We start from the raw sequence: 25,301 nt of genomic DNA, 5'->3' as shown, positions 1-25,301 counted from the left end.
GATGGATGCGAAAGGAACCGATTTGCTCGGCGTGACTCGCGAAGACGCTGTTCTTACGCTGACATTGAACCGGCCAGAGGCCCGCAACGCGCTGAACCTTGCATTGACCGAAGCGCTCGTCGGCGCGCTGAACCGCTTCGAAGCGGACGAAAGCCTGCGCGTGCTGATCGTGACCGGCGCCGATCCGGCCTTCTGTGGGGGGCTCGATCTGAACGACTTCTCGGCACCCGATGCGCCGCGCTCGTGGGTCGCGGAAATGATCGACATGTGGCCGCGCATCACCAAGCCGGTGATCGCGGCGGTCAACGGCGCTGCCGTTACCGGCGGTCTGGAACTTGCCATGGGGTGCGACTTCATCATTGCGTCGGAACGCGCGCGCTTCGCCGACACCCACACGAAAATCGGCGCGCTCGCCGGAGGCGGCATGACCGCGAGGTTGCCCTATATCGTGGGTCCGAGGTGGGCGAAGCAGATCAGCTTTACCAGTGACCCGATCGACGCGGCCACGGCGTTGCGCATTGGCCTCGTCAACGAGGTGGTCGGCCACGATCAACTGATGGCGCGGGCAGCCTCACTGGCGAAGACGATCGCGAGCCGCCGACCCGAACTCGTCGCGACGGTCAAGCGTGTGATCGATCAGGGGGCGCTAACTTCGCTGGAAGAAGCTTTGCGAATCGAGAAGGCTGCATTGGCGCAAAGAAAGAAAAATGGCGGCATGGCGTGGCAGGTGGGGAAATAGCCGGTTGCCCGACCAAAGCGTTTAACTCAGGGGACGTATGCACTCGCATGGCTAATCTCTACGATCTTCCAGACGATATTCAGGTGACAGCCGACGGCGGCCTGCGCATCATTACGCTCAATCGGCCAGACGATCTGAACGCGTCGACCACGGAGATGCTGTTCAGCTACCCCAAGCTTTTTGCTGCGCTAGCCTCGGACCCAGACGCGCGTGTCGGCATTCTCACCGGCGCGGGACGAGCGTTCAGTGCTGGCGGAAACATGAATCACTTCGTCAAGACGCTCGACGATCCCGAGTTCGCCGCGCAGGTCCAGGAGAACGCGCGTCGAACGATACACGGCTTCATCGACGTGCCGATTCCGCTTATCGCCGCGGTCAACGGGCCTGCCGTGGGCTGGGGCGCGACGATGGCTACGCTGTGCGACATCGTTCTGATGTCGGAGAAGTCGTTTCTCGCGGAACCGCACATCAACATCGGTCTGGTCGTCGGTGATGGGATCTCGGTGGCGTGGCCGCTCTACACCAGTCTGCTGCGAGCGAAAGAACTGATCTTCACCGGGGAGCGCATCACACCGCGGCAAGCGGTTGAGTTCGGTCTCGCCAATCGCGTCGTCGAGCCTGAAAAGCTGATGGACGAGGCCTTGGCACTTGCTGAAAAGCTGCTCAAGCAACCGCGCAACGCGTTGCGCGAAACCAAGAAACTGATGAATCTGCATCTCCATCGCAGCGCGGCGCAGATGCTCGACACGACGCTGGCGCGGCAACTGGCGGCGACGCTCAGCAACGAGCATCATCAGATCGCGTCGGCCTTCATCGCCCAGCAAAAACGCAAGCAAGGCTAATCATGCCCGTTGAACCTCGCGTTCATCGGTCCGCTTAATTCGTGGAGTACCCATGCGCTCATCACTTTTCGATCTCACGGACAAGGTCGCGGTCGTTACCGGATCGAGTCGCGGCATCGGTTACGCCAGTGCCCTCGGCATGGCGGAGCACGGCGCGAAAGTCGTCATTTCCGGCCGGAACGCCGACGCCTGCGAAACTGCCGCGCAAGCCATCAACGACAAGATCGGCAGCCGCGTGGCCATGTCGTTCGCCTGCAATATCGGCCGTAAAGCGGAACTGCAAGGCCTGGTGGCCGCGGCGAACCGCGAGTGGGGCAGAGTCGATATCGTGATGGCCAATGCGGCGATTCATCCGTGGATAGGATCTACCCTTGATCTGCAAGACGAAACGTTCAACAAGTTCATGCAGGTCAACGTTCAAAGCAATATCTGGCTCGCGCAATTGACCATGCCCGGCATGATCGAGCGTGGCTATGGGCGCTTCATTTCGGTGGCATCCGTGGTCGGACTGTTCGGCGATGCGGTGACGGGAACCTACGGGCTCACCAAAGCCGCCGACATGCAACTCGTGAGGAACCTCGCGATGGAATTCGCAGCAAAGGGCGTCACCGCCAATTGCATCGCGCCCGGCACTTTCAAGACCGACATGGCGCGATCGCAATGGGAGGATGAGGCGATGGTCGAATGGTACCGTGGCCGCAATCCATCGCAGCGCTTCGGCGAGGTCGAGGAGATCGCCGGGCTCGCCGTGATGCTCGCTTCGCCTTCGGGCGGTTATATCAACGGCCAGACGATCGCGGTGGATGGCGGCCACACGATCTCATTTCGCTGACGTGCGGGAGGGAACGGCATCGTGCGCCCCCAGACGTTCAGCACGCGAATCACCGATCTGCTCGGGATTCGCCACCCGATTCTTTGCGGCGGTCTCGGGCCGCGCGTGTCCGACGCACGGTATGTCGCGGCCGTGGTCAACGCAGGCGGGATGGGTTTCATTGTCGGCGCGGGCTTTCCCGATTCCGACGAATTCCGTAACGAGTTGCGCACCTGTCGTGAGCTCACCGGCGCCAGGAACTTCGGCGTCAATCTTTACATATCGCGGCAAGCGGGCGGCGTGGAGCGGGTCAAGCAACAGATCCGCATTCTGATCGAAGAGAAGGTTGCCTGCGTGGAGACGGCCGGTGCGAGCCCGGAAGCGGTCGTGCCGCTGCTCAAGGAGGCGGGCATCAAGGTTTTGCACAAGGTGCCCGCCGTGCGCTATGCACATACGGCGGCGCGGATGGGCGTCGACGGCGTGATCGTCGTTGGTAATGAATGCGGCGGCCATCCAGGCATCTACCAGATCGGCAGCATCGTGCAGGCCGCGCAGGCGCCGCGGGAAATCGGCTTGCCGGTCGTGATCGGCGGCGGCATCGGCAGCGGACGGCAGCTAGCAGGCGTGCTAGCGATGGGCGCTGACGCGGTCCTGATGGGTACGCGCATGATGGTCGCCGAGGAGCTATGGATTCATCCCGAGGTCAAAGCGAAGGTGGTGGCGGGCGACGGCAGCGAAAGCGTCGTGGTCAAGTCGGCGATTCGCGATCACCACCGCGTGCTGCGCAACGAGAGCGCCGAGGCGGTCATGGAACTGGATCGTGCGCAGGTGAGCGAGTTCGAGCGGTTCCGTCCGCACGTGATGGGCGCGCTTGCGCACGAGGCTTACGTGACTGGCGACACCCGCAAAGGCATGATCGACTACGGGCACGCCGCGGTCTTCGCTGACGCGGTCAGGAAGGTCGAGGCAATCTTCGACGACATCATCGACGACGCGGTGGCAGCGTCGAGCCGGTTGAAAAGACTGATGGCGTAGACGGCTAGCACGGCGACGATAGAGCAAGCAGCAGCGGGTCACGAGGCTCCGGCGGTTGCGACCCCCAGGCTACAATCTGACGCGAAGTGGTCCCACTATCGGCGAACCATACGCATCATCTATCGACAAGTCATGAGCGCAGAGAAACGGTCGCGAGCCGCGCGTAAGGGGGAGGCTTTACCACGCGCAAAACGGGGTCGCCCATTCAAGGCGGAGGCAGAGAGGCGCCAGGACGAACTGCTCGACCACACGCTGGAACAGTTCATGGCCGTCGGCTATCGAGCCGCGACGATGGACGGCATTGCGGCGTCGTTTGGCGCTAGCAAGTCTACGATCTACAGGCGCTATGGAAGCAAGGCGGGCCTGCTGCGCGCGGCGATGGAGCGCGGCGTTCCGCTGCTGCTCGATCCGCTCACGCACGTGTCCACCGACGCGCGTCGCTCGCCGCGCTCCGTGCTGCGCGACTATGGGGAAATCATTCAGTCCTACCATGCCGATCCGAGCATCCGCGCGATGTGGAGGGCGGTAAGCGAGGCGCGAGAAGAACTGAAAGAGATGCTCGAAGACGTCGTCGATCAGCAAGACAGGGCGTTGGCTCCGATCGCTGACTATCTCGCTACGTTGGCGCTCAACGGAAAAATCGTGGTCGCCGATCCGCGCGCGGCGGCTGCGTGCTTCGGCGCGCTGACGAGTGGCGGTCTCGCCAGCTTCCTTGGCGAGCCGCTTCGCGATAAAGAGCGGCATGCCGCGCTAGAGCTTGCACTTACGCTGTTCCTCGACGGCATACTTCCGCGCGCAACGGTTCGGAAATAACCGCGATTTTCATGCCGGCACTAGCCAAACAGTTTGCGCAAGGTGCCGCCCATCGGAACGGGGAGCGTTGCGCCATCGTCGTAGGGCCAGCGCAACATGCCGAGAGCGGCCGCGGCGCCTCCATCCACGTGCAGCACCTGCCCCGTGATCGATTTCGCGAGGTCGGACGCGAGGAACAACACGGCATTCGCCAGATCGTCGGCACTGGGAGGAGCCTGCAGCGGGACGTACATCTGGAATGCTTTCGCCCACCACTCATGCGGGACATCGGCGTTGAGCGATCGCCAAGGTTCAGGAATAGCCGCGGCGTTGCCCGCGCTCGGCGTCGTGTCGGGCGCAATCAGGTTCACGCGGATTCCGAGCGGCCCGAGTTCCCAAGCCATTGCCTTCGAGAAGTTGGTCGTAGCGGCCTTCGCGCCCGCATAGACTGCGAAGCCGCCGGCGCCGCGATGCGCTTCGATGGTCGTGAAGTTCACGATCGAGCCGCCACGGCCGCTGCGCTGTAGCAGCGGCACTGCATGGCGCATGGATTCGATCACATAGCCAAAATTGCGCTGAATGTCGTCCGCACAATCGCGTTGCGTGCGTTCCATGAACGGCTGCATGCGAGTGCCGCCAACCACGTTCACGAGTAGATCGATCGCATCGAAGAAGCCCGCAGTCGCCTCATAGAACTGCGCGAGTTGGTCGGGCCGTGTCGCATCCACGTGCATGCCGAGCACGCGTCGGCCGAGCGCTCGCAATTGCGCCGATGTGTCCGCAATGCCTTCGTCATCGATGTCGCACAAAGCGATGTCGACACCGGCCTCGCCTAGTGCCAGGGCGACCGCTCTTCCAATGCCTGCTGCGCCGCCAATCAGCACTGCTCTGCGGCCTTCAAGTGCGCCTCTGCGATCCAGAATTCCCATTGGCCTTGTCCTTTCTTTTGGTGATGTAAACGACCGAAGCGTGTCGGAATCTCATGTGTTGAATAATGGTACTGGCGGTGCTATTGTTGATCAAGGATCTCAACTCGATCAACGGAACGCGCGATAGCGGGTTTCGATAAACACTCCGGCGCAGCGGCGTCGATCAATGGAGGAATCTGAGTGACCGACATCGAAAAGCTCCTTGCAATGGAGGAGATCAGGCAGCTCAAAGCGCGCTATTTCCGTTGCATCGACACAAAGAACTGGGACGGATTCAAATCCGTGTTCGCGCCTGATGCCCGGTTCGATATCAGCGATGACGTGCCCGGATGCATTCTGGTCGGCAGGGAAAAAATCGGGCAGGCAGTCAGTGTTCCCCTTGCGGAATGTGTGAGTGTTCATCACGGCCATTGTCCGGAAATCGAGGTCACGTCCGAAACGACGGCGAGCGGCATTTGGGCGATGGAAGACATGTTGCGCTGGGCAGCGGAGTCGACATATCCGAATCGCACGCTCCACGGCTACGGCCACTATGTCGAGAGCTACGAGAAGATCGACGGCCAGTGGCACATCAAGAGCATGAAGCTGGAGCGACTGCGCGTCGATGTCGGAGCGCCGGCATGAACGTGCAAGACGTGCTGGATGCGGAATCGACAATTCGCTTCGACGGCCGTGTTGCGATCGTGACTGGCGCGGGAAGCGGATTGGGCCGCGACTATGCGAAGGCGTTGGCGGCGCGTGGCGCCGCTGTCGTCGTGAACGATCTGGGAACCGATCCACGCGGCAATGTGCTGTCGGACATGGGTGCCCGTAGCGCGGCTCTGGGTGTCGTCGATGAAATCGAAACTGCGGGTGGTAAAGCGATCGCCTGCCATGAAAGCTGCGCGACGAGAGCGGGTGGAACTGCAATCGTGGACGCCGCGCTGAAGGCATTCGGCAGGGTCGATGTCCTCATTCACAACGCCGGATTTCTACGCAACGCGCCATTTGAGGAACTCTCCGACGAGCAGATTCGCTCGATCATGGACGTTCACCTGATGGCCGCGTTCTACGTTGGCCAGCCAGCGTGGCGCGTGATGCAGGCCGCGAAATATGGGCGAATCGTCCTGACCAGTTCCGCGTCCGCGATGTTCGGTTCCGTTTGGCAAGCCAACTACGGTGCCGCAAAAGCCGGCTTGGTGGGGCTGATGAACAGCATCGGCGCGGAAGGCGAGAAGTACGGCATTCATGTCAACGGATTGCTTCCGTGCGGAGCCAGCCGGCTCGGTCAGGGCAGCGACGAATGGCCCGCCGATTTCCACGACGGTATGCCAGAAGATTTCGCGCTGGTTGCGCCGGGCATCCGCAACGAATTCGTCGTGCCGATGGCGATATGGCTGGCGAGTGAACGGTGCGAGGCGAATCGCGCGCTCTACACGGCAACGGGCGGACGGTTCGCACGCGTTTTCGTCGGAGAGGCCGATGGGTGGCTGAGCCAGCACGACAATCCCCCCACGCCGGAAGACATCGAGCGACATCTGGCCGAAATCGACGACACGACGCGCTTCGACCAGCCGAGAAGCGTATGGGGCGAGTTCGAATCGATCATCAGCGGCTATCGCGCCGAGGCAAAACGGCGACTGGACCCGACAGGCCTTTGACCAACGACAGGGAGCAACGAGACATGGAGAAACGATCGTGACACGCAGAATCGGCATCATCGGCGCCAACTGGAGCCTGAAAGTGCACGGCAGCGCCTGGCGGCTATTGCCGGATGTGGAGGTGGCGGCAGTCTGCACCGCGCACCGCGAGACCGCCGAAGCAGCGGCGCAAGCCTTCGGTGTGCCGCGCGCCTATTGGGACGTCGCGGATCTCGTCGCCGATCCCACTCTGGACATCATCGATGTCGGCAGCCGGCCTTCGTATCGCTATGACATGGTGATGGCCGCGCTCAACGCGGGCAAGCACGTCTATGACGCGCTGCCGTTCGCAGTCGATACGGAACATGCGCTCGCGCAGAGCGAACTGGCTGCGAAAAAAGGACTGGTCGGTGTCGTCGACGCGCAGTTCCGCTGGGTACCCGCGGCAATGCACATGCTGAAGCTTGTTTCAGAGGGCTTCCTTGGCGAGCCGCTCGGTTTCAACTTCCAGCTTCTTCAGCCATTGCGTAACCACGATGGTTTCATTTATCCCCACGCCTCCTATCCTGGCGGCGGCGTGTCGCCCTACAAGTGGTTAGCCGAATCCGCAAGCGGCGGCAGCGCATGGCGCAATTTCGGCAGCCACATGGTCCTGTTTCTGATGCCATTGCTCGGGCGTGTGAAGGCGGCGACCGGGGCGGACACAACGGGCATCAAGCAATGGCGATTGCCGGACGGTAGCACGTACGCGCCAGAAACGGCCGATCTCGGCTGCGGCGTGCTGCGCATGGAAAACGGCGCGTTGGGAACGATCCAGACAAGCTGGGCAGTCGCCGACGGCCCGGGCATTCGTGCCGAATTGTGGGGAACGAAAGGACGCCTGCTCTATGTCGATCCTACGTTCGGCGACGGCATTTCGTCACGTCTCTATGCAAGCAAGCCGGAGCCGTTCGAGTTCGGCACGGCGGCAGGTGAGTGGCTCGAAACGCCAGAGCACTATTTCGCAGTGCCGGGAACGGGGTTCTCGAAACAGAATGCGCCTTCCTACATGGTGTCGATGGGCTGGATGTTTCACGACATGCTCGAGGCCATCAAGCACGAGCGCACCCCATCGCCGAGCTTCGAAGAGGCTGCCCACGCGCACCGGGTGGTGGAGGCGGTGATCGAGTCCGGCCGCAGCGGACGATGGATCGAGATCGGCGATCGTTGAAGCGGCCAGCGTGGCCACTCACTACTCGAGCCAGGTCCGGATGCCCGCGATGTACTCGGCAATCTGCCCGCGAGCCTGTTTCCTGTCGCGGGCGATGATTGCCCGTGCGATCTCCCGATGGTATTCCTTGATTCTCGCCACGACGCGGTCGCGGTCAGGGCGGCTTCGCCGGTGAAAGGTGGAATGCGCATCGGCTAATTGCAGGACGATGCCGTTGAAGAGGCGCAGGGCTGGATCGCCGGAAAGTTCGGCCAGCAGAAAATGAAATCGCAGCAGCTCGTCGGCGCCGGCGCGGCCGTCGAGTTGCGCCTCGGCCGCAACTAGTTCCCACAGGCGATGCTCGCCTTCGCGGTCGAGACGTTCTATGACGAGATCCAGCGCGGCGAGTTCGAGCGTGCGACGCGTGGCGAGAATATCGCGCGGCGCAATGCCGGCATACTCCAGATAGACGCTGACTGCCTGCATCGTCGCGCTCAGGTCCGGTTGGGCGACGATCAAACCGCCGCCGATGCCGCGTTGCATTCTCACGATCGAGTGGTGTTCGAGCAGTCGGATCGCTCCGCGCAACGCGGCGCGACTTGCGCCATGAACTTTCATTAACTCCTGCTCGGAGCCGAGAGGCAGTCCCGCGGGCCATCCCAGATCGATGATGTGCTTCAGCATCGATACGAAGAGCGTCTGCGCGCGCGTGACAGGCGCGCCGAGCGCATTGCGTTTGCGTCGCGGCGCGGCGGGCGGGGCTGACGCAGGCGTCATCGCGGACAGCATCGAAAGCCATTGCTGGCGTGGGGTGTCGGCAGGGTGCTTCCCCTCGCGCAGCTTTTCGCGCCGTTGCGCGGCGAACTGGTTGAAGAGCGCGACATCGGCTGTCGGCACGACCAGCGTCAGGCTCACCATCCCCTCGGCCTTTTTGCGGGCGCGATAGTCGGCGACACGTTCCGCTGACGACTTTGCCATATCTCGATCCATCTCAACAAATATACGAATCGTGTTCAATATATCGCACATATCGTTACAAGTAACGAAGTTTAAGGCTGGATAGGCGGTTTGTTCTTTCCGGCTCGAGTGAAAGCATGTAAATCAACGTGTTAGCCAGAATCCGGAGCACCCGCTTCGCGTCGCGCGTGTGGATGGCGAAGAGATCGGATCAACCGGTTTTTCCTGGAGAGGCTCGACACTTAAAGTGAGCCTCTCCAACCATTCCATCATCGCGACCGGGAAATCGACCATGAGCGACACGAAACCCACCATGCCGCGCCGCGGCGACTTCGGCTGGCAGCCTCTCGTCAGTGCCTTCGAGCCGACCATCGAGGACATGATGTCCAACCGCGCCTACTTCGGGATGCCGCCCGAGGCGCTCTATCTGTGGGGCACTTTCCGCGATGAAGATGGCGAAATTTACTGCCCCATGCGCCGGGTCCCAGCTGGTCTGCAGACGGACGCGAAGGACACCCGGCGGCGCTTCTATCTTTGTACGACGCTCGGACATCAAGACGGCATGCACATGCATCCGGTCGGAAAGAACTCCGTGCCGAACGACGGCTGTTCGAAAACGCTGGAAGGTGAGCGCATCCACTGGCGAAGCCATCCGCAGGCGCCAGGCAACCGCTTCCACGTGACCTGGACGCCGGACGAATGTAGCTGGTACGAAGAAAACGGCATGGATATCGAGGGCAGGCTCGTCAAGCCCGGCATGCACTGGTATCTGCCGGGACGCGACGCCGGCATGTACTACGTCGCCAATATCTTCGAGATGGAAGGGACGATTCTCGGCAAAAAGGTGCGCGGCATGATCGGCTTCGACCCGATCTATATGTACGAAGGCGGTGAGATCTACAAGACGAAAGACGCCCTCGTGCAGGAAAAGCTGGAACTGATTTGGTACACATGGGCGACGCGCTACAAGGATGGAAGTATCGACTTCGGGCACTTCACGCTCGGCAATGACATGTTCGGATTTGCGATTCTCGGCAATGAGAAGGGAGAGGTGCGCTACACCTACGACGTCACAGGCAAGGTCGACTTCGGCGCGAACGGCTATTGGCAGGAAGGCATCCGATACTCCGCATTCGGTGATGAGTGGGAGTTCATTCCGGACCCGAAAGGGCGCCTGGTCGGTCTCGGGACATTGAAGAACCCCCAGGTGGACGGCCGCTGGCGCCGCGTTGGCGATACACGCGAACCCGACGTTTGGTTCGCGTGGGGAGAGGCGGCACCCGAGCACGGCGACCGGCCGGTCAACCGGCTACCGGATTTGGGTACGCGAGTTGGCGTGAACTTCCGCAAATATTGAAACCACCTCAATCGCGCGGCCAGCGGCGCTAAATAGGGAGCGCCGTTTGGCAGATCTGTTCATCGAAGGGGACGAATGTGTTGGCCAGCAAAGCAAAGGAGATTCCTGATGAGGGATTCCATGGCAGATATTATTAATGGCTACGCGGCCACCGCTCCCGGGGCCGCTCTCGCTCCTTTTCGATTCCCCCGGCGTCATGCTCGGATCGACGACGTAGTCATCGATATCCAGTACTGCGGTGTGTGCCACTCTGATCTTCATCAAGCGCATAACGACTGGGGCAATACCCGCTATCCGGTTGTTCCTGGACATGAAATCATCGGTCGGGTTATCGATGTCGGTGCGTCGGTGAGCCGATTCAAGGCGGGTGATATCGTTGGTGTTGGCTGCCTCGCCGATTCCTGTGGCGACTGTTCACCGTGCTGCGAAGGCGAAGAGCAATATTGTTTAAATAGGCCTACGCCGACCTACAACGGTGTCGATCGACACGATGGGTCGCCGACGTACGGCGGCTACTCCGAGCGGATCGTTGTCTCCGAGAAGTTCGTTTTGCGAATTCCGGACGGCCTGGACCCCAAAGCCGCTGCGCCGTTGTTATGCGCGGGAATCACGAGCTATTCACCGTTGCGCCACTGGAATGTCGGCCCAAGCGACAAGGTTGCTGTTGTCGGTCTTGGAGGGCTAGGCCATATGGCACTGAAATTCGCCAAGGCGATGGGCGCTGAAGTTACGCTGATTACGCGTAATGCTGGCAAAGAGCAGGAGGCCCGGCGTCTCGGTGCCGACCACGTGCTCATATTCAGCGACGCGGCACAGATCGGACTTGCCACGGGGCAATTCGATCTGATTGTCGATACCATCCCGACCCCGCATGACCTGAATCCCTACCTTTCCACGTTACGGTTGAACGGCACGCTTGTTCTCGTTGGCTTGATCGGCCCCATTGCGCCGCCTGTTCACAGCGGTCTGCTGGTGACGGGGCGGAGATCCATAGCGGGTTCCGCGATTGGGGGCGTGGAGCAGATGCAGGAAATGCTGGACTTCTGCGCGGCACACAATATCAATTGCGATGTGGAAATGATCAGGATGCAAGATATCAATCGTGCATACGAGCGTTTGCTCAAAAGCGATGTGCGTTATCGGTTTGTGATCGACATGGATTCGCTGAAGCTGCTGCCCGCGGCTGACTGATTCGTCGTATGCGGGATATGTCGGGCGCGGGCGCGACGACGGCGTTCACGCCACAGAATGAAGGTCGATGGCGCCGTCTGGGTGACAAAAGAGAGCCCGACGTTGGTTAGTTCGGGGAGAGGTTGCCGAACGAGGGCGGATCAACCAGGCATGGAACTACAAGCGCTTCCGGGCGCCTCACGATCGATGCAATCATGCGGAATTTGAAATGAGGTGGGCGGGCGGCGGTTCGCACGCCGTCGCCCACGCTTCTTCTTTCTGTTATTTCACGTACTTGCGGAACTCCGGCTTACGTTTTTCGCGGAATGCATTGCCGCCTTCCTTCGATTCGTCCGTGTCGTAGTACATCGCGAGCGCCTGCATTGCGAATGCGCCGATACCGCGGATATTCTCGGTGTCGATATTGAACGAACGCTTCGCCAGCGCAATAGCGGTGGGACTCATCTGCAGGATCTCGTCACACATCTTCTTCGTTTCGGCGTCGAGCTGATCGGGCGGCACGACGGCATTGATGAGACCCCAGTCGAGTGCCTGTTTCGCGCTGTATTTGCGGCACAGATACCAGATTTCCCGCGCGCGCTTCTCGCCGACGATGCGCGCGAGGTATGCGGTGCCGAAACCCGGATCGACCGACCCGACCTTCGGGCCGACCTGGCCGAAGATCGCGGTCTCGGAAGCGATGGCGAGATCGCAGATCGTCACGAGCACGTTGCCGCCGCCGATTGCGTAGCCGTTCACGCGGGCAATCACTGGCTTCGGAATGTCGCGGATGATGCTTTGCAGTTCCTCGATCGGCAGGCCGACGGTGCCACGCCCGTTGTAGCCGTCGCCGGACTGGTCGCCGCCCGTGCAGAATGCCTTGTCGCCGGCACCGGTGAGCACCACGACGCCGATATCCTTGTTCCATCCCGCGAGGCCGAAGGCCTTGATGAGCTCTTCGACGGTGTTGGCGCTGAATGCGTTGTAGACCTTCGGGCGATTGATGGTGATCGTCGCGACCCCATCCGCCTCCTGATAGCCGATGTCCTTGAATTCCATGTCGTATTCCAATGTTGTTGGTTGTTTGCGGTAGCGGTGCCTTTTAGCCGGCCATCGTCAAACCGCCAGACACGCTGATGACCTGGCCGCTGATGAAAGCCGCGTCGTCACTCGCGAGGAAGGCAACCACGCCCGGGATGTCGCCAGGTTCACCCATGCGGCCGAACGGTACGGCCTTCACGAGAGCCGCCTTGATGCGCTCGCCTTTCTCGCCTTGCGCAAGGTTGTCGAGAAGAGGGGTCGCGGTGGGACCCGGGCAAACGACGTTGACGGGAATCATCTGGCGAGCCATTTCGCGCGCCATCGTCTTCGTGAATGCAATCAGGCCGCCCTTGCAGAACGAGTACACCGCCTCCATCGAGGAGCCCACGCGTCCCGCGTCCGACGAGATATTGACGACGCGGCCACGGCCGCGCTCGGACATCCGTCGCAGCACGGCATGGTGCATGTTCAGCGGCCCGTACAGATTGATCGCGACCACCTTGTCCCAGAATGGCTTCTCGGTTTGCAGGAAGAATGCGCCCATGTCCCAGCCGGCGTTGTTGACGAGAACCTCGATCGGTCCCAGTTCTTCCTCGACTCTCGCCACCGCGGCATGCACGCCTTCGTGATCCGTGATGTCGACACGGTACGCGCGCGCCTTGCCGCCCGCTGCTTCGATTTGCGCCGCGACACGCGCCGCGCCTTCTTCGTTCAGATCGAACAGCGCGACGGTCGAGCCTTCCTCGCCGAAGCGCTTGCTGATGGCTGTTCCGATCCCACCTGCGGCGCCGGTGACGATGACGACCTTCTCTTTGAGCCCCTTCATTGATTCCCTCCGTAATATGCGAGGCGCCTTCGCGCCAGTTAATCCTTGCTGAGCGCTTCAGAAACTTCGTCGGCTTTTCCCGTGGCCCGGGCGAACAGCGCGCTGGCTTCCTCTTCGCTGTAACCCGCTTCGACCAGAACCTGAATGCTGTGCTCGCCGAGATTCGGCGGCAGATATCGAACGTTGCCGGGCGACTCGGAAAAGTGCACCGGTATCGAAGTCATGACCATGTCGCCTTCGGTTGGGTGCTCGAAGCGCTGGAAGAAGCCGGTCTCCTTGATGTACGCGTCGTGCATCAGGTCTTTCAGGTCGCGTACCGGGCCGTGCGGAACGTCGGCGGACGCGAAGATCGCGTTCCATTCCGCGGTCGTCTTGTTGCGAATGGCGTCGCCGACGATGCGGTACAGTTCGTTGATATTGCGCATGCGCTCGGTCATGTGACAGAAGCGTGGGTCATCGAGCAGATGCGCGGCATCGATTGCGCACAGCACGCGGCGCCATTGCTCGTTGTTCACGGCGAGCAGGCAGATATGCCCGTCTTTTGTCGCGTAGGGCCGACGGTGCGGCGAGAACATGCGCGGATAGCCGAGACCGGTTCCGTCATTGGAGCCCAGCGCACCTTCCCAAAGATGCTCGAACAGATTGAATTGCAGCATCGTCTCGAACATCGGCACATGCACGAGTTGGCCGACACCGGTCCGCTCACGGTGATAGAGCGCCATGCCGATCGAAGACGCCAGCACGTAGCCGCAGAACTTGTCGACGATCACGGTGGGGAAGTAGCGCGGCGAGCCGTCCGTGTCGCGGTTCATCGCGGCGATGCCGCTCTCGCCCTGGATCACGTCATCGAAAGCGGGGCGGTCCTTGTAGGGACCGTCGATTCGATAGCCGGCGCCCGACGCGTAGACGATGCGCGGATTGCGCGCCCGCACGGTCTCATAGTCGATGCCGAGGCGCTCAGCGGCGCTCGGGCGCATGCTGTGCACGATCACGTCGGCGGTCTCGACGAGCTTGAGCAGCGCTTCGCGGCATTCGGCCTGCTTGAGGTTCAGGATCACGCTCCGCTTGTTGCGGTTCATGATCGTATAGAACACGGCCATGTCGGGATTGCGGCCGGGACCGTTCTTGCGGTTCTGGTCGCCTTCGGGCGGTTCGATCTTGATGACGTCCGCGCCCATGTCGCCGAGCAACTGCGTGGCGACCGGACCGAGCACGTTGATGGTCAGATCGATCACGCGGACACCGGCTAACGGGCCGGTCGCCTGTTCGAGGGGTTGTTGTGGATTTTCCATGCTCAGGCCTTGTACTCCTTGCCCTTAACGAGCCTGAGCGGCGTGTACACCATCACTTCGGTGCCGTCCTGCTTGATCACGCGGTTGCGGGTGCGCACGAGCCCGAGGCCGGGGCGGCCCTTGCTAGGCCGGCATTCGATCACTTCGCATTCGACATGGATCGTGTCGCCCACGTAGGTCGGACCTTTGATGTCGAGCTCCATGTTCAGGAACGCAAAGCCGACGCCCTGCATGGTGGCCTGCGTGAGTAGTCCTTCCATGAGCGTAAACACCAGCGCTCCCGGCGCGACGCGGCCCTTGATGGCCGACTGCTCGCGCAAAAACTCGGTGTTGGTGAACAGGACTTCCAGCATGCCGGTCACCGAAACAAAATTCACGACATCCGTTTCCGTGACCGTCCGGCCTACGGTCTTGAACTTGCGTCCAACGGGCAGATCTTCCCAGTGAATCCCCAGACCAACCGTTTCGATTTCTACCATTGCCTGTCCTCTGTTGTTGTCGCTCGATTGTTAGATCAGCTGTCGTTGTCAGTTCTTCTTGATGCGGCCCAGCACGTTGTCCGCGACGATGTTGCGCTGAATCTGGTTGGTGCCCTCGATGATCTGCACCACCTTCGCATCGCGGAAATATCGATTGATCGGGTACTCGTTGGAGATGCCCGCGGCGCCGAAAAGCTGTACGGCGTCGGTCGCGACCTTCATCGCGACATCGGATGCGAACATCTTCGCCATCGCGGCCATGGGAGCGAGTTCGCGGCCTCTAACGCCCGCGTCGACGAGCGACGCAGTGCGATAGACGAGCTGGCGCGCGGCCTCGGTCTGGGTGACCATGTCAGCGATCATCCAGCGCACGCCCTGAAAATTGCTGATGCTCTGACCGAATGCGACGCGGTCCTGAATGAATTTGACGGTGTGATCGATTGCGCCCTGCGCGATGCCGACCGCGCGCGCGGCCACGATGGGGCGGCTCGTGTTGAGCGTCTCCATTGCTACCTTGAACCCCTGGCCGCCTTCGGGCCCGAGACGATCTTCCGTGCGGATGAAAGCGTCGTCGAAATAGAGAGGGCACGACGGGACGCCACGCGCGCCCATCTTGTCTTCCTCGTTGCCGATCGTCAGACCCGGCGTGTTGCGATCGACGATGAATAGATTGATGCCGAGCGGCTGTCCTTCTTCATCGAGCGTCTTGGCGGCGACCAGAATGAAGTCGGCGATATGCGAATTCGTGCACCAGATCTTCGAGCCGTTGAGCACATATCCGCCGTTCTTACGGCGCGCCGTGGTGCGAATGCCCGAGACGTCGGAGCCGCTTTGCGCTTCGGTAATCGACAGAGCACCGCGCAAGTCACCGGAGGCGAGTCCGGGCAGAAGGCGGGCCTTCTGCTCTTCGGTGCCGCCTTCGAGAATCGCTCCGAACGGCGTCCATTGCACCACGAGCAGATAGCCCGTGTTGTAGCAAACCCGCCCGAATTCCTCGACGGCGATACAGGCCGACATCAAGCTGCCGGCGCCGCCATACGCTTCGGGAAACGGCAGCGTGAAGAGGCCCAGTTCCTTGAGCAGAGCGTACATGTCGTGCGGATACTCGGCCGTACGGTCGATCTCGTCGGCGCGCATCGCCACGCGCTCCCTCGCGACGCGGCGGATGAGGTCGCGGATCTGAACCTGGTCGTCTGTTAGTTCGTATGTCACTTCGAGCTCTCTTGCTAGCGGTTTTTCTGGGGCCGGCCCGGATTCGTCTCCGGAGAGGGGACACGTCGCCCCCGCCGACCTCTTCCGAATCACGCCGGTCTCTTCACGTAATTGAACAATGTTCGATAAATTAAACGAATCGCTTGCAGGTCGTCAAGCGCTGAAACCTGCGGCCGCGGGTTTCTCCGAGGTGCGCCAGGAATTTGATCGAGATGTAGTTGCAGCCTTGTGCGGCGGGGCGTGGCAGGGCTTTCCCGGCGTTGACAGCATCCTTCAGATGCGTTTAAGATTTGGAACAGTGTTCGGTTATGTGTTCCATTTTGACCCGACAGCGCGGCTCGATTCGGCGCGAGCCCATGGCAAAACGATTTGGAGGAGCGGGGAATGGAGTCTCTTTGTCCTGAAGTCGATTATCAGAAGTTTCTGGCCGAGGGCCGCTTGATGATCCAGCGTAGCCGCAGCAGCGGCCGCTATGTGTTCTACCCGCGCGTAGCTGAGCCGGTTACCGGGATGCGCGACCTCGAGTGGGTCGAAGCCTGCGGGAAGGGCACGGTTTATTCCACCACCGTGGTGCGCCAGAAATCGCCCACGCCAAGCTACAACGTCGCCGTGATCGATCTGGAAGAAGGTGTGCGCATGCTCAGTTGTGTAGAGGGCATCGAGCCCGAGGCGGTGCGCATTGGTATGCCCGTGCAGGCGAAGATCGTGTACCGGGGGGATGCGGCACTGCTTGTTTTCGAACCAGCCTGACGCCCGCTAACCGCAACCGGCCGTCAAGAGCCGGTCGCACCGATGAAAGGTAGATCGAATGGAATTCAACTTGCGCGGGCGTACCGCACTGGTGGCAGGCGCCACCTATGGCATTGGGGAAGCACCTGGCCTGTCGTCGCTGGATCTTGCCGCGCGTGCCTCCGTTGACGCGCTGGCTCAGGTCGGGCTGACGCCTGGCGATGTCGACGGGCTTTTCGTGTGTACGCCGGACGACATGCTCTCGGGCCTCACGTTTGCCGAATACCTCGGTATTAACCCGAGGTTCACCGACAACAATCGAAGCGGCGGCTCGGCGTTCGAAATTTACGCGCACACGGCGGCCATGGCGTTGTGTACGGGACAGATCGACGTTGCGTTGATCGCATATGGAAGCAATCAGCGCAGCGCGGCGGGCAAGCTGGTGCAATCGTCACGGCCCTCGCCGTGGGAGAGCCCGTACAAGCCGATGAATCCGGTTTCGTCCTATGCGCTTGCGGCGGCGCGGCATATGCATCAGTACGGCACGAAGCGCGAGCATCTCGCCGAAGTGGCGGTAGCCGCGCGCAAGTGGGCGCAGCTCAATCCCGAAGCGTACATGCGTACGCCGTTGTCGATCGAAGATGTGATGGGCGCACGCCTCGTGTCCGACCCGCTTTCCGTGCGTGACTGCTGCCTCGTGACCGATGGCGCGGCGGCGGTCGTCATGGTGCGCGCCGATCGGGCGCGTGATCTTACCGACAAGCCGGTCTATCTGCTCGGTGCAGCTTCGGCCACCTCGCACCGCGAAATTGCGAACATGCCGGACCTCACGGTGACCGCCGCAGCGGAATCAGGCCGGCGTGCGTACGAAATGGCGGGCGTGAAACCAGGCGATATCGACGTCGCGATGCTCTACGATGCCTTCACGATCAACACCATTCTGTTTCTCGAAGACCTCGGCTTTTGCGCTAAAGGCGAAGGCGGCCACTTCGTGACGGACGGCGGCATCGCGCCGGGCGGCCGGCTCGCGGTGAATACCAACGGCGGCGGTCTGTCCTGCGTTCACCCCGGCATGTATGGGCTCTTTCTGATGGAAGAATCGATGCGGCAATTGACGGGCCGCGCCGGCGAGCGCCAGATTCCCGGCGCGAAGCTGGCGATCGCGCACGGCAACGGCGGCGTGCTGTCGAGCCAGGCTACGGTGATTCTCGGGACACAGGAAACGCTGTAAGACACGCCGCCCGCCAGGGTCACTGTCAACAGCTTTGCATGGGATCAGAGTAAGCGCTGTAGCGCTTACTCTGATCGACAGGAGACGGACAGATGAGCGAACAGACCAGCAACGATGCGGCAGAGATCGTACAGGTCCGGCAAGACGGTGCGATCGCGATCGTCACATTGAACTATCCGCAACGGCGCAACGCGTTTTCGCTGAAGATGCGTGAGACCTTGTACGCGCAGCTGTATCGCCTGATGCATCACGAGGAAACTTGCCGGGCGATCGTATTGACGGGGGCAGGCAATACGTTTTGCGCAGGCGGAGACATCTCGGAGATGCAGGCGCGCAAGGTACTCGAATACCGCCAGCGCAATGAGTTGCCGCTCGATATTTTCAGACTGATCGTCGAAGGAACGAAAGCGGTCGTCGCCGCCGTCGAAGGGTTTGCGTTCGGCGCCGGGCTCTCGCTCGCCGCTGCTTGCGACTATGTCGTCACGTCGTCGACCGCGCGATATGCGAGCGCGTTCGTCAAGGTGGGGCTGCTGCCCGACACGGGGCTCTATTGGTCGCTGTCGCAGCGCGTGGGCGGCGGCCTCGCACGCGAACTGATGCTGAGTGCGCGCGAGTTCAACGGCGTCGAAGCAGGCGAGACCGGTTTTGCGAATCAGGTCGTCGAACCCGGCGAGGCGCTGAACGCCGCATTGAAGGTGGCGCAACAGTACGCGGAATTGCCGTCGGTGGCCACCGCGCATCTGAAGGCCGCGCTCGCGACGGGCATCCGTACGCTCGACGACGCGATCGAAGCCGAAGTCAACCTGCAGCCCATCCTGCGCCGCAGCCGCGAACACCAGGAGGCGGTGAGCGCCTTCATGGAAAAGCGCAAGCCGGTATTCGTGGCCGACTGAAGGAAGGCGATATGAGCGAAAAACAAACGGCAGAAAACGAAGTGACCTCGCTGATCGAGGTGACCCGCGAGGGACCCGTCGCGATCGTGACGCTGAACAATCCCAGGCGCCGTAACGCGATGGGACGCCAGATGCGTCAATTGCTGCGCGACACCATGCATCGGCTGATGGTCGACGATGCGGATTCGCGGGCGATCGTTCTCACGGGTGCGGGCGAGCACTTTTGCGCGGGAGCGGACATCTCCGAGATGACGAAGCGCACGATCCTGCAAAGCCGCGAGATCCTGGCGGAGTCGTGCGTCGTGGTGCGGGAAATGCAGGCTGGACCGAAGCCGGTCGTGGCTGCGGTGGAAGGCGTGGCCTTCGGCGCCGGGCTGTCGCTCGCGGTGGCGACTGACTACGTCGTCGCGGCTTCGACTGCGCGGTTCTGCGCGGCGTTTCTGCGTGTAGGTCTGATCCCGGATACCGGCATTCTGTGGACGCTGCCGAAACGCATCGGCATGGCTCGCGCGCGAGAGATGCTCTCGCTCGCCACCGAGATCGACGGCAACAAGGCGGAAAAGATCCACCTTGCGAACGAAGTCGTCGAGCCGGGTACTGCGCGCGCGAAGGCGATCGAAGTGGCGCGCGGTCTCGCCGAGCTGCCGCCGCTCGGTGTGGCGCTGCTGAAGGACGCGCTGACCAACGCCGCGACGACCATGGAAGGCGCGCTGAGAGCCGAGATCGACTTTCAGCCCATCCTGCGTCAGTCGAAAGACCATCAGGCTGCCTGCAAGGCGTTTATGGAAAAGACCACACCGGTCTTCACGGGTGAGTGAGCGCGGGGAGCAATGCGATGAGTGTCGAGCAGAAGGAAACCGCTGTGGGCGCGGACGAGATCGTGCAGGTGCGCTGCGAAGGCGACGTGACCATCGTCACGATGAACTATCCCGAGCGCCGCAACGCGTTCTCCATGAAGATGCGTCTCGCGCTGACCGAGGTGTTCCAGCGGCTGATGCACGATGACCCGGATACCCGCGCGATCGTGCTGACGGGCGCAGGCGGCCATTTTTGCGCGGGCGGCGACCTGTCCGAAATGCACGCAGCCACGCCACCGTTGCTGGCGCTTCGTGAGCGCATCGCGGTGGGCGTGCGTCTTTTCAAGCTGATCTATACGGGCACGAAACCAGTCGTTGCGGCGGTGGAGGGCACGTGCTACGGGGCGGGGGTGTCGCTGGCTGCTGCATGCGACGTCGTGGTTAGCGCCGATACAGCGAAATATTCGTGTGCCTTTAGCAAGGTCGGGCTGTTGCCGGACACCGGCATTCTGTGGACGCTGCCGCAAAAGATCGGCGGCGGCAAGGCGCGTGAGCTGATGCTCAGGGGCAATGCGATCGACGCAGCCGAGGCGCGCCGCCTCGGCCTCGTCAGCGAGGTGGCCGCGAGCGGCCGCGTGCTCGATGCGGCGATCGAGACCGCGGCGCGCTTCGCGAGCTATCCGCCAGTGACGCTGGCGCTGCTGAAGGCGAGCCTCGTCAACGCGGGCAATTCGATCGAAGACGCATGCCGCCTCGAAACCGACCTCAATCCGCTGACCCGTCAAACGAGCGACCACACCGAGGCGGTAAAAGCCTTCATGGAAAAACGCAAGCCGGTTTTCACGGGTGCCTGACGCCGCCATTCTCCGTCGCTGTTTCTACTGGAAGTTCAACGCATATGTTTACGCCTGACCTGCTGAAGAACAAACGAATTCTCATCACCGGGGGTGGAACGGGCCTTGGCAAGAGCATCGGCCGACGCTACCTCGAACTGGGCGCCGAGCTCGTCATCTGTGGTCGTCGCAAGGAAGTGCTGGACGCGACGGCCGACGAGTTTCGCGGCGTGGTGCCTGGCGCGCGAGTCGCGACGGTGCAGGCGGACGTGCGCAGCGCGGAGTCCGTCGAGTCGATGATGGACACGATCTGGCGCGACGGTCCGCTCGACGTGTTGCTGAACAACGCGGCGGCCAACTTCATCGCGCGCACGGAAAGCCTGTCGGCGCGCGCGGTGGATGCGGTGCTCGACATCGTGCTGCACGGCAGCTTCTATTGCACGATCGCGGCGGGCAAGCGCTGGATCGACGCCGGTCACCGGGGCAACGTGATCAGCACGGTATCGACGCCCACGATGACGGGCTCGGCCTTTACGGTGCCGTCCGCCGCGGCGAAGGCGGGTGTTCTGGCGATGACCCGCAGCCTCGCGGTCGAGTGGGGCCCGAAGGGCATTCGCCTGAACGCGGTGGCGCCCGGACTCTTCCCGACGCCGGGCGCATGGGAGCAGTTGTATCCGCCGGGCTCGCAGGTCGAGCCGCAGGAGCGCTCGGTGCCGCTGCGGCGCTTCGGCGATCACACGGAACTCGCCGATCTCTACGCTTATCTGGCGTCGGATGGCTCCGGCTACATCACCGGCGACATGATCGTGATCGACGGCGGCCGCTGGATGCAGGGCGTCGGCGGTCCGACCTTCCGCGCGATGCAGGACTGGACCGACGAGCAATGGGACGCGATGCGCGCCCACGCTCGCAAGGGGTGAACGATGGGTCCGCTTGCAGGAGTTCGAATCGTCGAGCTGGCCGGCATCGGGCCGGGGCCCATGGCGGCGATGCTGCTCGCCGATCTGGGCGCGACGGTGTTGCGCATCGAGCGTCGCCAGCCGGTCAAGCTCGGTATCGAGCGTCCGCTGCGCTACAACCTGTTGCTGCGCAACCGAAAGACGATTGCGCTCGACCTGAAGGACCCGGAGGCCGTCGAACTCGTGCTCAGTCTGGTGGAGCGCGCCGATGCACTGATCGAAGGTTTCCGGCCCGGCGTGACCGAGCGACTCGGGCTGGGGCCGCAGGTCTGCCTCGAACGTAATCCGAAGCTCGCTTACGGACGCATCACGGGGTGGGGTCAGGAAGGGCCGCTCGCGCAGTACGCCGGGCATGACCTGAACTACATCGCGATCACCGGCGTACTCAACGCAATCGGCCGCTGCGACCAGCCACCGTCGATACCGCTGAATCTGATCGGCGACTATGCGGGCGGGTCGCTGTACCTGGCAATGGGGCTGCTCTCGGCGATTCTGCATGCGCGTAACGGCGGCGCGGGTCAGGTCGTGGACGCCGCAATCGTCGATGGCACCGCCAACCTTGCCACCACGTTCTTCGGCATGCAGGCCGCCGGCATCTGGCGTGACGGGCGCGGGACGAATATCACCGACTCCGGATCGCACTTCTACGACGTGTATGAATGCGCGGATGGCAAGTGGATTACGGTCGGTCCCATCGAGGACAAGTTCTATGTGGAACTGCTTCGCCTGCTCGACATCGATCCGCAAACGCTGGGGACGCAACTCGACGCCAGCAACTGGCCCGCGGCACGCGCGCTGTTCGCGCTGAAGTTCAAGGGCCGCACGCGCGAGCAGTGGTCGAGTCTGCTCGAGCATACGGACGCGTGCTTTGCCCCCGTGCTCTCGTGGACCGAGGCGCCCGCGCATGCGCATCTGAAGGCGCGCGGTACGTTCATCGAAGTCGACGGCATCGTGCAGCCCGCGCCGGCGCCACGCTTCTCCGCCACCGTGCCCGCGAAGCCGACAGCGCCCGAGGCGCCCGACGCGTCCACGGTCGACGCCGCGCTGGCCGCATGGCTCGACCCGGGCCGCATTGGCGAGTTGAAAGAAGCGGGAACGCTGGCCTGATCGGCACCCGTCAGGCGACCCATCAAGACGAAACGAGACACTCATGGATCTGCGATATACCGACAAAGAGCTGGCGTTCCGCAACGAGGTGAGAGCCTTCTTCAAGGAAGCGCTGCCCGCCGACATCCGTCGCAAGGCGACCTTGGGCCAGCGTTATTCGGCGGCCGACCTGCGCCGCTGGCAGCGCATTCTGTACGAGCGCGGCTGGGCGACTCCCGCGTGGGATAAGACGTGGGGCGGCACGGGCTGGAGCGCGGTGCAGCAGTACATCTTCAAGGAAGAGCTGCACATGGCGCCGGCGCCCGAGTCGCTGTCGTTCAACGTGAACATGATCGGTCCGGTATTGATCGCGTTCGGCAGCGAAGAGCAGAAGCGCCATTTCCTTCCTCGCATCGCGAGCCTCGAATACTGGTTCTGCCAGGGGTTTTCCGAGCCCGGCGCCGGTTCGGACCTGGCCGCGCTGCGAACCCAGGCGGTCCGCGACGGCGATCACTACGTGATCAACGGCCAGAAGCTGTGGACTTCGACCGCGCATCACGCCGACTGGATGTTCTGTCTCGTGCGCACCGATTCGAGCGGCAAGAAGCAGCAGGGCATCACGTACCTGCTGATCGACATGAAGACATCGGGTCTGACCGTGCGGCCGATCATCACGATCGACGGCCACCACGAAACCAACGAGGTGTTCTTCGACAACGTGCGCGTGCCGGTTGCGAACCGGATCGGCGAGGAAAACAAGGGCTGGGATTACGCGAAATATCTGCTGGGCAACGAGCGCAGCGGCATTGCGCGCGTGGGCGTTTCGAAGATGCGCGTGCGTCACGCGAAGGATCTGGCGAAGCGCGTGCCTTGCGGCGACGGCGTGCTGTGGGACGATCCGCGTTTTCGCGAACGTGTCGCGGCGGTCGAGGTGGAGCTGAAGGCCCTGGAAATGACGCAGATGCGCGTGATTGCCGAAAGCAGCGCGCAGGACAGCCACGTGCCCGACCCGAAGACTTCGATCCTGAAGATCAAGGGTTCGGAGCTGCAGCAACTCGCGGCTGAATTGCTCCTCGAGGTCGCAGGGCCGGACGCCTTGCCGCTCGATCTCGACTTCCTGCGCGGGCTTGGCGATCCGGTTCGTGAACCCGAATGGGGGCTCACGATCGCGCCGAATCACTACTTCGCGCGCCACGTCTCGATCGTGGGCGGCTCCAACGAGATTCAGAAGAACATTCTCGCCAAATCCGTACTCGGACTTTGAGCGACCGGCGAACTGCGGAGAAGCATCAGATATGGACTTTGATTTCACCGATGAGCAAAGAATGCTCAAGGACAGCGTCGAGCGGCTCGTCAAGGACGAGTACGGCTTCGAGCAGCGAGCGAAGTATGTCGCTGAGCCGGACGGTTTCAGCCGTGAGCTGTGGGCGCGTTATGCCGACATGGGTCTGCTCGGCCTTTCGTTCGACGAGGAATACGGCGGCAGTAACTGCGGCCCGGTCGAAACGATGATCGTGATGGAGGCATTGGGCCGTGGGCTCGCAGTCGAACCGTATCTTGCGACGGTCGTGCTGGGCGGCGGCTTCGTGCGCCTCGGCGGCAACGCGGCGCAACGCGAGGCGATTCTGCCGCGGATCGCGCAGGGTGAGCTGCAGATGGCGTTCGCCCACAGCGAGGCGCAGTCGCGCTACGAGCTCGCGGATGTTGCGACCACCGCACGGCGCGACGGCGACGGCTGGGTGCTCGACGGCGCGAAGCGCGTCGTGCTGCACGGCGGCAGCGCCGATCTTCTGGTGGTGTCGGCGCGCGTGTCGGGCGGCAGACGCGAGCGCGACGGCATCGGTCTGTTCATGGTCAGGGGCGACGCGGCGGGCGTGACGCGCCACTCGTATCCGACGCAAGACCGGTTGCGTGCGGCGGACATCGAATTGTCCGGCGTGCGCGTTGCAGATAGCGACGTGCTGGGCGTGGCGGGCGCCGCGTTGCCGCTGATCGAAACAGTCGTTGCGCACGCCATCGCGGCGGTGAGCGCGGAAGCCGTGGGCGCAATGGCCGCCGCGCACGAAGAAACAGTCGAGTATCTGAAGGTCCGCAAGCAGTTTGGCGTGCCTATCGGATCGTTTCAGGCACTCCAGCATCGCGCCGTCGACATGCTCGTCATGGTGGAACAGGCGCGCAGCATGGCGCTCTTCGCGACCATGATGAGCGAGGAGCCGGATGCGGCCGAACGCGATCGCAGTATGTCCGCGGCGAAAGTGCAGATCGGACGCTCGGGCCGTTTCGTCGGTCAGCAAGGCGTGCAACTTCACGGCGGCATCGGCATGACCGAAGAGTGCAAGATCGGCCACTACCTGAGACGCCTGAGCGTGATCGATATCCAGTTCGGTTCGACCGAACATCATCTGACCCAGCTCGCCAATGCCGGCGGGCTGATCGATGCAGCAGCGTGAGCCGCGCGTCCAGCCAAGTAAACGGAATCCATT

26 protein-coding genes are annotated in these 25,301 nt (G+C 62.3%); 19 read left to right on the top strand and 7 right to left on the bottom strand.

The features are described 5' to 3' along the window. Position 1 precedes the first annotated feature (1 nt). The 5 genes from GCT19_RS06270 (at position 2) to GCT19_RS06250 (ending at position 4,240) form a co-directional block, all read left to right on the top strand. Positions 2–739: an enoyl-CoA hydratase gene (locus GCT19_RS06270; RefSeq protein WP_152851343.1), complete on the top strand. Its 738-nt coding sequence runs from the start codon at positions 2–4 to the stop codon at positions 737–739. Between the two features lie 47 nt (positions 740–786). Beyond that, on the top strand, positions 787–1,581 hold the full coding sequence (locus tag GCT19_RS06265; protein ID WP_018436040.1) for an enoyl-CoA hydratase/isomerase family protein: 795 nt from the start codon (positions 787–789) through the stop codon (positions 1,579–1,581). A gap of 52 nt (positions 1,582–1,633) precedes the next feature. Beyond that, positions 1,634–2,413: an SDR family NAD(P)-dependent oxidoreductase gene (locus GCT19_RS06260; RefSeq protein ID WP_152851342.1), complete on the top strand. Its 780-nt coding sequence runs from the start codon at positions 1,634–1,636 to the stop codon at positions 2,411–2,413. 21 nt (positions 2,414–2,434) lie between these two features. Next, complete coding sequence (locus GCT19_RS06255; protein WP_018436042.1) at positions 2,435–3,427, top strand: NAD(P)H-dependent flavin oxidoreductase; 993 nt, start codon at positions 2,435–2,437, stop codon at positions 3,425–3,427. Between the two features lie 132 nt (positions 3,428–3,559). Next, positions 3,560–4,240 carry a TetR/AcrR family transcriptional regulator gene (locus GCT19_RS06250; protein ID WP_152851341.1) on the top strand — a complete coding sequence of 227 codons (681 nt, stop codon included), beginning with the start codon at positions 3,560–3,562 and terminating at the stop codon, positions 4,238–4,240. 20 nt (positions 4,241–4,260) lie between these two features. On the opposite strand, the gene GCT19_RS06245 is transcribed toward GCT19_RS06250, so the two are convergent. Continuing rightward, on the bottom strand, positions 4,261–5,148 hold the full coding sequence (locus tag GCT19_RS06245; RefSeq protein ID WP_152851340.1) for an SDR family NAD(P)-dependent oxidoreductase: 888 nt from the start codon (positions 5,146–5,148) through the stop codon (positions 4,261–4,263). A gap of 180 nt (positions 5,149–5,328) precedes the next feature. Between GCT19_RS06245 and GCT19_RS06240 the strand changes: the two genes are divergently transcribed. The 3 genes from GCT19_RS06240 to GCT19_RS06230 are packed head-to-tail and all read left to right on the top strand — an operon-like array spanning position 5,329 to position 7,977. Further along, on the top strand, positions 5,329–5,772 hold the full coding sequence (locus tag GCT19_RS06240; protein WP_176134827.1) for a nuclear transport factor 2 family protein: 444 nt from the start codon (positions 5,329–5,331) through the stop codon (positions 5,770–5,772). Next, on the top strand, positions 5,769–6,788 hold the full coding sequence (locus tag GCT19_RS06235; RefSeq protein ID WP_152851339.1) for an SDR family NAD(P)-dependent oxidoreductase: 1,020 nt from the start codon (positions 5,769–5,771) through the stop codon (positions 6,786–6,788). The genes GCT19_RS06240 and GCT19_RS06235 overlap by 4 nt, the downstream gene beginning before the upstream one ends. 37 nt (positions 6,789–6,825) lie before the next feature. Continuing rightward, positions 6,826–7,977 (top strand): Gfo/Idh/MocA family protein, encoded by a 1,152-nt coding sequence (locus tag GCT19_RS06230; RefSeq protein ID WP_321576767.1) that lies wholly within the window; start codon positions 6,826–6,828, stop codon positions 7,975–7,977. A 21-nt stretch (positions 7,978–7,998) separates the two neighbouring features. Here the strand turns inward: GCT19_RS06230 and GCT19_RS06225 are convergent, their stop codons facing one another. Next, entirely contained in the window at positions 7,999–8,934 is a 936-nt protein-coding gene (locus tag GCT19_RS06225) for a FadR/GntR family transcriptional regulator (protein ID WP_152851338.1), read from the bottom strand. 169 nt (positions 8,935–9,103) lie between these two features. Here GCT19_RS06225 and GCT19_RS06220 point away from each other — a divergent pair, with 169 nt between their 5' ends. Both GCT19_RS06220 and GCT19_RS06215 read left to right on the top strand, forming a co-directional pair. Further along, the gene (locus GCT19_RS06220; RefSeq protein WP_321576766.1) at positions 9,104–10,270 is read left to right on the top strand and encodes a hypothetical protein; all 1,167 of its coding nucleotides are present in this window, start codon (positions 9,104–9,106) and stop codon (positions 10,268–10,270) included. A 108-nt stretch (positions 10,271–10,378) separates the two neighbouring features. Further along, positions 10,379–11,461 (top strand): NAD(P)-dependent alcohol dehydrogenase, encoded by a 1,083-nt coding sequence (locus GCT19_RS06215; RefSeq protein WP_321576765.1) that lies wholly within the window; start codon positions 10,379–10,381, stop codon positions 11,459–11,461. A gap of 261 nt (positions 11,462–11,722) precedes the next feature. Here GCT19_RS06215 and GCT19_RS06210 read toward each other — a convergent pair whose 3' ends face one another. From GCT19_RS06210 to GCT19_RS06190, 5 genes are read right to left on the bottom strand one after another with little or no spacing between them, the layout of a single operon-like run. Then, the gene (locus tag GCT19_RS06210) at positions 11,723–12,499 is read right to left on the bottom strand and encodes an enoyl-CoA hydratase-related protein (RefSeq protein ID WP_018436051.1); all 777 of its coding nucleotides are present in this window, start codon (positions 12,497–12,499) and stop codon (positions 11,723–11,725) included. Positions 12,500–12,542: 43 nt separating this feature from the next. Beyond that, the gene (locus tag GCT19_RS06205) at positions 12,543–13,307 is read right to left on the bottom strand and encodes a glucose 1-dehydrogenase (RefSeq protein WP_018436052.1); all 765 of its coding nucleotides are present in this window, start codon (positions 13,305–13,307) and stop codon (positions 12,543–12,545) included. A gap of 38 nt (positions 13,308–13,345) precedes the next feature. Beyond that, positions 13,346–14,599: a CaiB/BaiF CoA transferase family protein gene (locus GCT19_RS06200; RefSeq protein WP_018436053.1), complete on the bottom strand. Its 1,254-nt coding sequence runs from the start codon at positions 14,597–14,599 to the stop codon at positions 13,346–13,348. 2 nt (positions 14,600–14,601) lie between these two features. After that, positions 14,602–15,078 (bottom strand): MaoC family dehydratase, encoded by a 477-nt coding sequence (locus GCT19_RS06195; RefSeq protein ID WP_008917693.1) that lies wholly within the window; start codon positions 15,076–15,078, stop codon positions 14,602–14,604. 48 nt (positions 15,079–15,126) lie between these two features. Next, positions 15,127–16,290, bottom strand: a complete 1,164-nt coding sequence (locus tag GCT19_RS06190; protein ID WP_176134833.1) for an acyl-CoA dehydrogenase family protein — start codon at positions 16,288–16,290, stop codon at positions 15,127–15,129. A 384-nt stretch (positions 16,291–16,674) separates the two neighbouring features. Here GCT19_RS06190 and GCT19_RS06185 point away from each other — a divergent pair, with 384 nt between their 5' ends. From GCT19_RS06185 to GCT19_RS06145, 9 genes are all read left to right on the top strand, one after another. Beyond that, entirely contained in the window at positions 16,675–17,040 is a 366-nt protein-coding gene (locus GCT19_RS06185) for a Zn-ribbon domain-containing OB-fold protein (RefSeq protein ID WP_018436055.1), read from the top strand. Positions 17,041–17,098: 58 nt separating this feature from the next. Continuing rightward, a complete protein-coding gene (locus GCT19_RS06180; RefSeq protein WP_152851337.1) occupies positions 17,099–18,250 on the top strand; it encodes a thiolase in 1,152 nt (383 codons plus the stop codon). 92 nt (positions 18,251–18,342) lie between these two features. Beyond that, positions 18,343–19,143 carry an enoyl-CoA hydratase/isomerase family protein gene (locus GCT19_RS06175; protein ID WP_152851336.1) on the top strand — a complete coding sequence of 267 codons (801 nt, stop codon included), beginning with the start codon at positions 18,343–18,345 and terminating at the stop codon, positions 19,141–19,143. A gap of 11 nt (positions 19,144–19,154) precedes the next feature. Continuing rightward, entirely contained in the window at positions 19,155–19,961 is an 807-nt protein-coding gene (locus GCT19_RS06170; protein WP_018436058.1) for an enoyl-CoA hydratase/isomerase family protein, read from the top strand. 17 nt (positions 19,962–19,978) lie between these two features. Beyond that, the gene (locus tag GCT19_RS06165) at positions 19,979–20,794 is read left to right on the top strand and encodes an enoyl-CoA hydratase/isomerase family protein (RefSeq protein ID WP_152851335.1); all 816 of its coding nucleotides are present in this window, start codon (positions 19,979–19,981) and stop codon (positions 20,792–20,794) included. Positions 20,795–20,838: 44 nt separating this feature from the next. Further along, on the top strand, positions 20,839–21,693 hold the full coding sequence (locus GCT19_RS06160; protein WP_152851334.1) for an SDR family oxidoreductase: 855 nt from the start codon (positions 20,839–20,841) through the stop codon (positions 21,691–21,693). A 3-nt stretch (positions 21,694–21,696) separates the two neighbouring features. Then, positions 21,697–22,839, top strand: coding sequence for a CaiB/BaiF CoA transferase family protein (locus tag GCT19_RS06155; RefSeq protein WP_152851333.1), 1,143 nt, complete (start codon positions 21,697–21,699; stop codon positions 22,837–22,839). Positions 22,840–22,882: 43 nt separating this feature from the next. Beyond that, complete coding sequence (locus GCT19_RS06150) at positions 22,883–24,082, top strand: acyl-CoA dehydrogenase family protein (RefSeq protein ID WP_152851332.1); 1,200 nt, start codon at positions 22,883–22,885, stop codon at positions 24,080–24,082. A 31-nt stretch (positions 24,083–24,113) separates the two neighbouring features. Continuing rightward, complete coding sequence (locus tag GCT19_RS06145; protein ID WP_152851331.1) at positions 24,114–25,268, top strand: acyl-CoA dehydrogenase family protein; 1,155 nt, start codon at positions 24,114–24,116, stop codon at positions 25,266–25,268. Positions 25,269–25,301: the final 33 nt, after the last annotated feature.

This window comes from Paraburkholderia atlantica, assembly GCF_009362785.1.
GTDB classification, from domain to species: domain Bacteria; phylum Pseudomonadota; class Gammaproteobacteria; order Burkholderiales; family Burkholderiaceae; genus Paraburkholderia; species Paraburkholderia atlantica.
Note: the sequence above shows the minus strand (reverse complement) of the source record. Positions and strands in the feature narration are given on the sequence as shown.